The 9,413-nt window shown below is 65.7% G+C and carries 10 protein-coding genes; 3 read left to right on the top strand and 7 right to left on the bottom strand.

The features are described 5' to 3' along the window. Nucleotides 1–188: 188 nt before the first annotated feature. The 6 genes from PCK14_RS17230 to PCK14_RS17205 are packed head-to-tail and all read right to left on the bottom strand — an operon-like array spanning nt 189 to nt 5,313. Nucleotides 189–539 carry a metal-sulfur cluster assembly factor gene (locus PCK14_RS17230; protein WP_269939748.1) on the bottom strand — a complete coding sequence of 117 codons (351 nt, stop codon included), beginning with the start codon at nt 537–539 and terminating at the stop codon, nt 189–191. 33 nt (nt 540–572) lie between these two features. Then, nucleotides 573–1,340 carry a Fe-S cluster assembly ATPase SufC gene (gene sufC / locus PCK14_RS17225; protein ID WP_269939747.1) on the bottom strand — a complete coding sequence of 256 codons (768 nt, stop codon included), beginning with the start codon at nt 1,338–1,340 and terminating at the stop codon, nt 573–575. A gap of 36 nt (nt 1,341–1,376) precedes the next feature. Further along, on the bottom strand, nt 1,377–1,733 hold the full coding sequence (locus tag PCK14_RS17220; protein WP_269939746.1) for a non-heme iron oxygenase ferredoxin subunit: 357 nt from the start codon (nt 1,731–1,733) through the stop codon (nt 1,377–1,379). After that, entirely contained in the window at nt 1,733–3,049 is a 1,317-nt protein-coding gene (sufD, locus tag PCK14_RS17215; protein WP_269939745.1) for a Fe-S cluster assembly protein SufD, read from the bottom strand. The genes PCK14_RS17220 and sufD overlap by 1 nt, the downstream gene beginning before the upstream one ends. Further along, nucleotides 3,050–4,525: a Fe-S cluster assembly protein SufB gene (sufB, locus tag PCK14_RS17210; RefSeq protein ID WP_269939744.1), complete on the bottom strand. Its 1,476-nt coding sequence runs from the start codon at nt 4,523–4,525 to the stop codon at nt 3,050–3,052. Beyond that, the gene (locus tag PCK14_RS17205; protein WP_269939743.1) at nt 4,525–5,313 is read right to left on the bottom strand and encodes a helix-turn-helix transcriptional regulator; all 789 of its coding nucleotides are present in this window, start codon (nt 5,311–5,313) and stop codon (nt 4,525–4,527) included. The genes sufB and PCK14_RS17205 overlap by 1 nt, the downstream gene beginning before the upstream one ends. 153 nt (nt 5,314–5,466) lie before the next feature. On the opposite strand from PCK14_RS17205, the gene PCK14_RS17200 reads away from it, so the two are divergent. From PCK14_RS17200 to PCK14_RS17190, 3 genes are read left to right on the top strand one after another with little or no spacing between them, the layout of a single operon-like run. Next, on the top strand, nt 5,467–6,447 hold the full coding sequence (locus tag PCK14_RS17200; RefSeq protein ID WP_269939742.1) for an ABC transporter ATP-binding protein: 981 nt from the start codon (nt 5,467–5,469) through the stop codon (nt 6,445–6,447). Next, nucleotides 6,444–7,214: an ABC transporter permease gene (locus PCK14_RS17195; RefSeq protein ID WP_269939741.1), complete on the top strand. Its 771-nt coding sequence runs from the start codon at nt 6,444–6,446 to the stop codon at nt 7,212–7,214. The genes PCK14_RS17200 and PCK14_RS17195 overlap by 4 nt, the downstream gene beginning before the upstream one ends. A gap of 35 nt (nt 7,215–7,249) precedes the next feature. Continuing rightward, the gene (locus PCK14_RS17190) at nt 7,250–8,191 is read left to right on the top strand and encodes a COX15/CtaA family protein (protein WP_269939750.1); all 942 of its coding nucleotides are present in this window, start codon (nt 7,250–7,252) and stop codon (nt 8,189–8,191) included. 184 nt (nt 8,192–8,375) lie between these two features. On the opposite strand, the gene PCK14_RS17185 is transcribed toward PCK14_RS17190, so the two are convergent. After that, the gene (locus PCK14_RS17185) at nt 8,376–9,347 is read right to left on the bottom strand and encodes a heme o synthase (RefSeq protein WP_442864751.1); all 972 of its coding nucleotides are present in this window, start codon (nt 9,345–9,347) and stop codon (nt 8,376–8,378) included. Between the last annotated feature and the right edge of the window lie 66 nt (nt 9,348–9,413).

The raw sequence follows: 9,413 nt of genomic DNA, 5'->3' as shown, positions 1-9,413 counted from the left end.
CAGGCTCGACCACCGGTGGTCGAGCCTGTCGAGACCCGGGTTTTTACTTCGATGCGCGACACGGACATGGCCTCATTTTTTGGGGCCGGGGTATGGCATCGGGCGCCGCGGCGGCCACACCGACGAAGTCGTGTGTGGCGCCGTGCGGGCGGGGCCCCAAAAATGGGGCCGTGTCCACCCGGCGGGGACTAGATGTTGAAGCCCAGGGCCCGCATCTGGTCGCGGCCGTCGTCGGTGATCCGGTCCGGACCCCACGGCGGCATCCACACCCAGTTGATGCGCCACTCATCCACGATCGGGCTAAGTGATGCCTCCACCTGCTCCTCGATGACGTCCTGCAGCGGGCAGGCCGCCGTGGTGAGCGTCATGTCCAGCAGCAGGGCGCCGTCGTCGGCGTAGCGCAGGCCGTACAGCAGGCCCAGGTCGACGACGTTGACGCCGAGTTCGGGGTCGATGACGTCCTTGAGGGCTTCCTCAACGTCTTCGAGATCGGTTTGGGCCGCTGTGGCAGCTGCCCCTGATTCGCTGATGTCAGTCATGGTTCCTTCTTGGCGATCGTGAACCGGCGGCGGCTAGGCCGTTGCCGACTCGGCAATCTGGTAGCGGTCGTAGCCTTCTTCTTCCAGGCGGTCGGCCAGTTCGGCGCCACCCTGCTCGGCGATCTGGCCGTCGACAAACACGTGCACAAACTGCGGCTTGATGTAGCGCAGGATGCGGGTGTAGTGGGTGATGAGCAGCGTGCCCAGGCCACCCTCGTCGATGGCGCGGTTGACACCCTCGGAGACAACCTTCAGGGCGTCGACGTCCAGGCCGGAGTCGGTCTCGTCCAGGACGGCGAACTTGGGCTTGAGCAGCTCGAGCTGGAGGATCTCGTGGCGCTTCTTCTCGCCGCCGGAGAAGCCTTCGTTGACGTTGCGCTCGGCGAACTCGGGCTCGATGCGCAGCTGCGCCATGGCAGCCTTGACGTCCTTGGTCCAGGTGCGCAGCTTGGGTGCTTCGCCGTCGATCGCGGTCTTGGCGGTGCGCAGGAAGTTGGTCATGGTGACGCCGGGGATTTCCACGGGGTACTGCATGGCCAGGAACAGGCCGGCGCGGGCGCGCTCGTCAACGCTCATGGCCAGGACATCTTCGCCGTCGAGGGTGATGGAGCCGCTGTCCACGGTGTAGCGCGGGTGGCCGGCAATCGTGGAGGCCAGGGTGGACTTGCCGGAGCCGTTGGGGCCCATGATGGCGTGGGTTTCACCCGTGTTGATGGTCAGGCTGACGCCCTTGAGGATCGGCTTGACGCCCTGCTCGGTCTCAATGCTGACGTGCAGGTCCTTGATTTCCAGAGTAGACATACTCTATTTTCTCCTAAAAATTGTGTGCGTGCGCCGCTACTGCGGGCTGACGCCGTTAAGAATGTTGGTGACGTCAACGTAGACGTCGCTGCCGTGAACGGCCAGGGCAAAGACGGGCACCGGTTCAAAGGCCGGCAACGTCAGCGGTTCGCCTGTTTTCAGGTCGAACGAGCTGCCGTGTGCCCAGCATTCAATGGTGCAGTCCTCCACGTCGCCCTCGCTGAGCGAAATTTCCGCATGCGAGCAGGTGTCCCCGATGGCGTGCAGCTCACCGTAGGAGTCCCTGACAATGGCAACGGGGACGTCGTCGATCTCCACCAGGAGGGCCGACTTGACCTCAATGTCGCCATCCTGGCAGACCACAACGCCGGCGGGCGCGGAGGTTTCCGCCACTACAGTTCCCCTGCTGCCAGCTCACGTTCCACGGCGTCGCGCAAGCGCTCTTCCAGGGCGGGAACCTTGATGTGCTGGATGACCTCGTTGAGGAAGCCGCGCACCACCAGGCGGCGGGCCACAGACTCTTCAATGCCGCGTGCCTGCAGGTAGAACAGCTGCTCGTCGTCGAAGCGGCCCGTGGCACTTGCGTGTCCGGCGCCCTCGATCATGCCCGTCTCAATTTCCAGGTTCGGCACCGAGTCGGCACGTGCACCCTGGGTCAGGATGAGGTTGCGGTTCATCTCGTAGGTGTCGGTGCCTTCGGCCTGCTTGCGGATCAGCACGTCGCCAATCCACACGGCGTGTGCACCGTCGCCCTGCAAGGCACCCTTGTACGTGACGCGGGACTTGCAGTTCTTGGTGGAGTGGTCAACGAACAGGCGCTGTTCCAGGTGCTGGCCGGCGTCGGCAAAGTACAGGCCGTACATTTCCACGTCGCCACCGGTGCCGGTGTAGCGGGCCGACGGCGTGGTGCGCAGCAGGTTTCCGCCAAGGTTGACCACGACGTGCTTGACGTGGGCGTCGCGGCCCACGGAGATGTGCTGGGCACTTGCGTGCACGGCGTCGTCGTTCCAGTCCTGGATGCTGACAACCGTCAGGTTCGCGCCGTCCTCGAGGACGATCTCGACGTTTTCGCTGAGCACGGCAGTGCCGCGGTGGTCAAGGACCACGACGCCGGTGGCGAACTTCTTCGCGTGCACCACGATGTGCGAAGCGGCCGGGGTGTCCCCCGCGCCGGTCAGCGTCAGCGTGGTGACGTCCTCGTCAGTGCCGGCAAACTCTGCCGGCAGGGTGACAACGGTGGCCTCGGTGAAGTTCTCCCATGCGGCAGCTGCAACACGGTCCTCGGGGATGCCGCCGGTGCCGATGCGGGCGTCGTCGCGGCCCACGGTTTCCACCGTGACGGCGTCGGGCTTTGACACCGTGACGGTCGGGGCGGCGCCGTTGAGCTCCTGGCCCTTGACACCCACGCGGTCAAGGCCGCGCAGGCGCTTGAGCGGGGTGAAGCGCCAGTCCTCTTCACGGCCCGTGATGAGCGGGAAGTCGGCCAGTTTGTAGGAGGTCAGGCGTCCGGCGCGTGAGCTGTCGGGCACGCCGACGCCGCCACCGTGGCTGTCGCCGCCGTGGCTGTGTGCCTTCGTTGCGCTGCCGCCGAGGGGGCCGCCTTCGGGGTTGATCTCGGAGAGGCTTTCGCCTTCCTCGGTCATGCCCTTGATGAAGCCCTGGCTCCAGACCTTGGCATCAGTTTCTTGTTCTTGCGTGAGCTCGGTCATTTAGCCGACGGCCCCTTCCATCTGCAGTTCGATCAAGCGGTTCAGTTCCAGCGCGTATTCCATGGGCAGTTCCTTGGCGATCGGCTCGATGAAGCCGCGCACGATCATGGCCATGGCCTCGTCCTCGGGCATGCCGCGGGACTGCAGGTAGAACAGCTGCTCTTCGCTGACCTTGGACACGGTTGCCTCATGGCCCATGGAGACATCGTCTTCACGGACGTCCACGTACGGGTATGTGTCCGAGCGGGAGATGTTGTCCACCAGCAGGGCGTCACAGCGCACGGTGTTGGCCGAGTGCGTTGCACCTTCACGGATCTGGACCAGGCCGCGGTATGCGGCGCGGCCGCCACCGCGGGCGACGGACTTGGAGATGATGGAGGACTGCGTGTTGGGCGCAATGTGGACCATCTTGGAGCCGGTGTCCTGGTGCTGGCCTTCGCCGGCGAAGGCAACCGACAGGGTCTCACCCTTGGCGTGCTCGCCCACCAGGTAGACGGCCGGGTACTTCATGGTGACCTTGGAGCCGATGTTGCCGTCGACCCACTCCATGGTGGCGCCTTCGTGTGCAATGGCACGCTTGGTGACCAGGTTGTACACGTTGTTGGACCAGTTCTGGATGGTGGTGTAGCGAACGCGGGCGTTCTTCTTCACCACGATCTCGACGACGGCCGAGTGCAGGGAGTCCGAGGTGTAGATCGGGGCCGTGCAGCCTTCGATGTAGTGGACGTAGCTGCCCTCGTCGGCGATGATGAGCGTGCGCTCAAACTGGCCCATGTTCTCGGTGTTGATGCGGAAGTAGGCCTGCAGCGGGATTTCCACGTGGACGCCCGGGGGGACGTAGACGAACGAGCCGCCGGACCAGACGGCCGTGTTCAGCGAGGCGAACTTGTTGTCGCCCACCGGAATCATGGTGCCGAAGTACTCCTGGAAGATCTCCGGGTGTTCGCGCAGCGCGGTGTCGGTGTCGGTGAAGATGACACCCTGGGCTTCCAGGTCCTCGCGGATCTGGTGGTAGACAACCTCGGACTCGTACTGGGCCGTGACGCCGCCGACCAGGCGGTTGCGCTCGGCTTCCGGGATGCCCAGCTTCTCGTACGTGTTGCGGATGTCCTCGGGAAGCTCTTCCCAGGTGCCGGCCTGCTTCTCCGTGGAGCGCACAAAGTACTTGATGTTGTCGAAGTCAATGCCGGAGAGGTCCGCACCCCAGGTGGGCATGGGCTTGCGGTCAAAGTACTTCAGGCCCTTCAGGCGCATGTCCAGCATCCACTGGGGTTCGCCCTTCTTGGCGGAGATGTCGCGGACGACCTCTTCGCTCAGGCCGCGGCGGGCGTTGTCGCTGACGGCGTTCTTGTCCGACCAGCCGAAGGCGTAGTTGCCCAAGCCCTCCAGCTCCGGGTTTCTTTCGAGGATGTCGTGGTTGGTGGCATCTGCCACTTCACCGTTGACGCTCACATCCTGCGCTAATTGATCCGTCATCACGGCCTTTCTTGCTGATGGTTGGAAATTGTTCCCGGCAGGCCCCTCGGGCCGGCCGCAACTCTGTTTGCCGGCACGGTGGCCAGCTTGCGCACGACCCCCCGGCCGGTGGGCACGTGTGTGGTGCACACGTGGCCGCCGCTGGCCATGGTAGACAGGCGGCGCACGTCGACTCCGATGAGCCGGGCAAAAACCCCGGTCTCCGCGTCGCAAAATTCGGGGAAGGTTGTTGCCAGTTCCTGGATGGGGCAGTGGCCCTGGCACAGCTGCTCTGCTGCCATGGCCGTGCCTGCGTTCAGGGAGTTGGAGGTGGCCACAAAGCGGTCAGCGTTGAGGGCCTCGGCGAGTGCCTTGGAGCGTGCCGCCACGTCGGCGCCTGCGGCGTCAACGACTGGCTGGTACTTGGCCTCCATGGCCGCAAAGCGTCGTTCGGCAAATTCGACGACGCCGGCCTCGCCGCGCACCCCGGCAATCTCCGCAAGGGCCTGCCGGGCAATTTCGAGGTAGTCGTCGCCTATTTCAGTCTGCCCGCGGCGGGAAACCACGTAGCGGCGGGCCGGCCTGCCGGCCCCCGACTTGGCGTTGCTGACGAGCTTGACCTCGATGAGGTCCTCGCGGGTGAGCACGTCCAGGTGGCGGCGCACGGCTGCCGGCGTCAGCCCGAGGACGGAACCAAGCTGTGCGGCACTGACAGGGCCCTGCTCCAGGACGGCCGTCAGCACACGGTCCCGGGTGCGTTCGTCAGGCTCGACTGAGGCGGAATTCCGTGGTTCAACGTGCTGACTCATTGACACCTCCACACAATCGAAATAACACACAACATTAGACAAGACAAGTATGCCGTAATTAGCCGCGCGCTTCCACTAAGGTGAGCCTACCCACGTTCGCGGCAGGGCCCCCGGCCGGGGGAAACACCCAAGTCGGTCGCGTACAATGGCCGCGTGACAAAGACACTTGCCCCTGCCTTGGAGATCACCGGGCTCATCAAGGACGTGGGGCCCCTGCCGGCGCTGGACGGCCGGATGAAACGCGTTGTATCCAACATTAACCTGACCGCCCATTTTGGTGCAGTCACAGCACTTCTCGGCGCCAATGGCGCCGGCAAGACCACCACCATCGAGTGCGCGCAAGGATTGCAGGACCGCACCGGCGGCACTGTTTCCCTGCTCGGCCAGGACCCCCGGAATGCCGGCGCGGAGCTCCGGGCCAGGGTGGGTGTCATGCTGCAGGACGGCGGACTGCCGCCGTCGGCCCGGCCCGTCGCCCTGCTGCGCCACGTGGCCGGGCTCTACGAGAACCCCCTGAGCGTGGACGCGCTCGTGGACAGGCTCGGCATCGCCGAGTTCTCCGACACCACCATCCGCCGACTTTCCGGCGGCCAAAAGCAGCGTGTGGCCCTTGCCGCAAGCCTGCTGGGCAATCCGGACGTGCTGTTCCTGGACGAGCCCAGCGCCGGGCTGGACCCCCAGTCGCGCATCATGGTGTTCGAGCTGATCCGCGAATTGCGCGACGCCGGCAAGGCCATCATCCTCACGACCCACCTGCTCGACGACGCCCAGCGCCTGGCCGACTACGTCTACATCGTGGACAAGGGCGAGTCCGTGGCCGAGGGCACCGTGCAGGAACTGCTGGAGACGTCCACGGCCGCCATGGCACACCGCACCATGACCTTCCAGGCCACCGCCGGACTGGACGTCACGGAACTGCGCCGCCCCGGCCTGGAGTGCACGGAAACCCGGCCGGGCAGCTACAGCCTGGCCGGTTCGCTGGAACCGGCCGACCTTGCCCGCTTCGGCGCCTGGTGCGAGGCCAACGCGGCCATGCCCACCTCGGTCCACCTGGCCTCCCAGTCACTGGAGGACGTGTTCCTGGCGATTGCCGCCGGCTCCGCCAACGAACAGGAAGCCCTGGGTATTTCATGACCTCGCTCTTTCACGGCGCCGCTCCCGCGCGCCCTGCAACCCTTGCCCGGCGCATCCTGAACCAGGGCCGCTACGAGACCGGCACCATGCTCCGCAACGGCGAGCAACTGGTCCTCATGGTGGTCATGCCACTGCTGGGCCTGCTGGCCCTGACGGCCACGCCGCTGCTCGACGGCATGGGCCACTCCCGCGTGGCACTGGCCACCCCCGGCATCCTGGCACTGTGCGCACTGTCCACAGCCTTCACGGGCCAGGGCATCGCCACCGGCTTTGACCGCCGCTACGGCGTATTGCGGTTCATGTCCACCACGCCGCTGGGCAAGGGCGGCCTGATCGCCGGCAAGGCCATCGCCGTACTGGCGGCCCTGGGCCTGCAGGTGGTGCTGATCTCCACCGTTGCCCTGTTCCTGGGCTGGCGCCCGCCGCTGGCCGGGGTCCTGCTGGGCATCCCCCTGCTGGTCCTCGGCGCGGCCGCGTTCACCGCCCTTGGCCTGCTGATCGCCGGCACCGTCCGGCCCGAGGCCACCCTGGCCATCACCAACCTGGGCTGGATTCTCTTTGCCGCCGTGGGCGGGATCGTGCTGCCGGCAGGCAAGTTCTCCAGCGCCCTCGAGGGCCTTGTCGAGTGGCTGCCCTCCGGCGCCCTGGGCAACCTCATGCGTGCGGCGCTGCTGGAAAGCAGGCTCGATGTTTGGGGCCTGACAGTTTTGCTGGCCTGGACGGTGGCATCCGCCGCCGCCGCCATCAAGTGGTTCAAATGGAATTGAGAGGCATCACCGAAGTGAGTCAAAGCAGCCCCGCCATGGACAAGCCGTTGCGCAGGTTTGTTGAAAAACTGCCAACCTCCATCACCCCGGCCATCCGCCGCCTGTCAATGGCCTCGCTCATTGGCCAGGGCGTGCTGATCGTCTCCGGTGGCGTGGTGCGTGTGACCGGCTCCGGCCTGGGTTGCCCCACCTGGCCCAAGTGCACGGCCGAGTCGCTGACGAACACCCCGGCCATGGGCATCCATGGCTTCATTGAGTTCGCCAACCGCACGCTGACCTTCGCCCTGGCCGCCGTGGGACTGGCCCTGCTGGTCATGCTGTGGAACATGCGCAAGGAGCGCCGCGACTTGTTCTGGCTGGCCTTCGGCCTGCTGGCCGTGATTCCTGCCCAGGCCGTGATTGGCGGCATCACTGTGCTGAGCGGCCTGAACCCGTATGTGGTGAGCCTGCATTTCCTGGTGTCGGCCGGGCTCGTGGTGGTCTCCATGCTGCTGGTGAACCGCACCTATGGGCGCACCGGCGCATCCTCCCCCGTGGACGTGCCGCGCGCCTCTCCCTGGATCCGCCGGCTCAGCGTCATTGCCGCCGTGGCCACCTACCTGGCCGTGATGCTGGGCACCCTGGTCACCGGCTCCGGGCCGCACTCGGGCGACTCCACCTCGCCGCGCATGCAGCTCGACGGATACCTGGCCACGCGCCTGCATGCCGCCCCCGTCTACGTGCTCGTAGCTGTGTCGCTGCTGCTGGTTATCCTGCTGTGGAAGAAGGGCCGCGGCGACATGATGCGCAGCGCCGCCCTGCTCCTGTTCGCCTCGGTGCTGTTGCAGGGCTTCATTGGCTACTGGCAGTACTTCACGGGCATCCCGATCCTGCTGGTGATCGTGCACATGCTGGGTGCCTCGCTCATGCTGACGGTGGGCACGAACATCATCGATGTGGCCATGCGCCGCGGCCGGGACGGCGTGGCAGCCTCCTAGCTGCGGCTCCCCGGGGAACACTCCCCGGCACATGGATGACGGCGGCCGGCCACCTTCACGCAGAAGGTGGCCGGCCGCTTTTGTGCGCCTGGGGCACCACGAGGCGCGGGCAGGGCCCGGCTTAACCACAGCGGCCGGCGACTCCCGTGTGGGAGGCACCGGCCGGCGTCGTGCTTGGGGAAAACTAGCCCATCAGGGCGGAACCCACGAAGGGATCCACGGCCAGTGACAGGAACACCAGGGTCAGGTACGTGATGGAGGCGTGGAAGACCTTCATGGCGTTCTTCTTGGTGACGAGGTCCTTCTTGGAGTTGTTGTACAGCTTGTGGGCCTCGAACAGGAACCAGGCGCCGGCCGCGGCCGTGGTGACGGTGTAGACAATGCCCGCGCCGCCCAGCGGAACCATGAGCAGCGAGCAGGCAACCATGGCCCAGGTGTACAGGACAACCTGCACGGCCACCGTGCGTGAACCGGCAACGGCACCGAGCATGGGGACGTTGACGGCGTTGTAATCGTCGCCGTAGCGCATGGACAGGGGCCAGTAGTGCGGGGGCGTCCACAGGAAGATGATCATGAACAGGATCACGGCCGGCCACTGGACGGTGTTGGTCACGGCGGCCCAGGCGATCAGCACGGGCATGCAGCCCGCTGCGCCACCCCAGACGATGTTCTGCGTGGTGCGGCGCTTGAGGATCAGCGAGTAAACCACCACGTAGAGGAAGATGGCGCCGATGCCGAGCATGCCCGTCAGCGGGTTGATGCTCCAGAGCAGGGCCACGGCCAGGACCGTGAGGACCCAGGAGAACACCAGTGCTTCACGCGGCGTAATCACACCGGTCACCAAGGGGCGCTTGGAGGTGCGGTGCATCACTTTGTCAATGTCACGGTCAATGTAGCAGTTGAAGGCCCCCGATGCGCCTGCTGCCAGCGCGCCGCCCACCATCGTGGCGAACATGAGCCACAGGCTGGGCACGCCGCTGTTGCCGGCATAGCCGTGCGCGTAGAACATGGTGGGCAGGGTGGTCACCAGGAGGAGTTCCACAACCCGGGGCTTGGTCAGGGCCAGGTAGCCCTTTGCCTTCTCCGAAAAACCAATGGACCGGTTCGGCGAAGTATCGGCGGTCGGGGCATGCGTTGCACTCACGGGTTTTGTCACCATGTTTCATCTGTTGGTTCGGCGCCGCTGCCTCGACGCATGTGGTTCATGCGGCGCAACATTCCG

Origin of the sequence: Arthrobacter sp. HY1533 (assembly GCF_027568515.1) — a bacterium.
Classification (GTDB): domain Bacteria; phylum Actinomycetota; class Actinomycetes; order Actinomycetales; family Micrococcaceae; genus Specibacter.
Note: the sequence above shows the minus strand (reverse complement) of the source record. Positions and strands in the feature narration are given on the sequence as shown.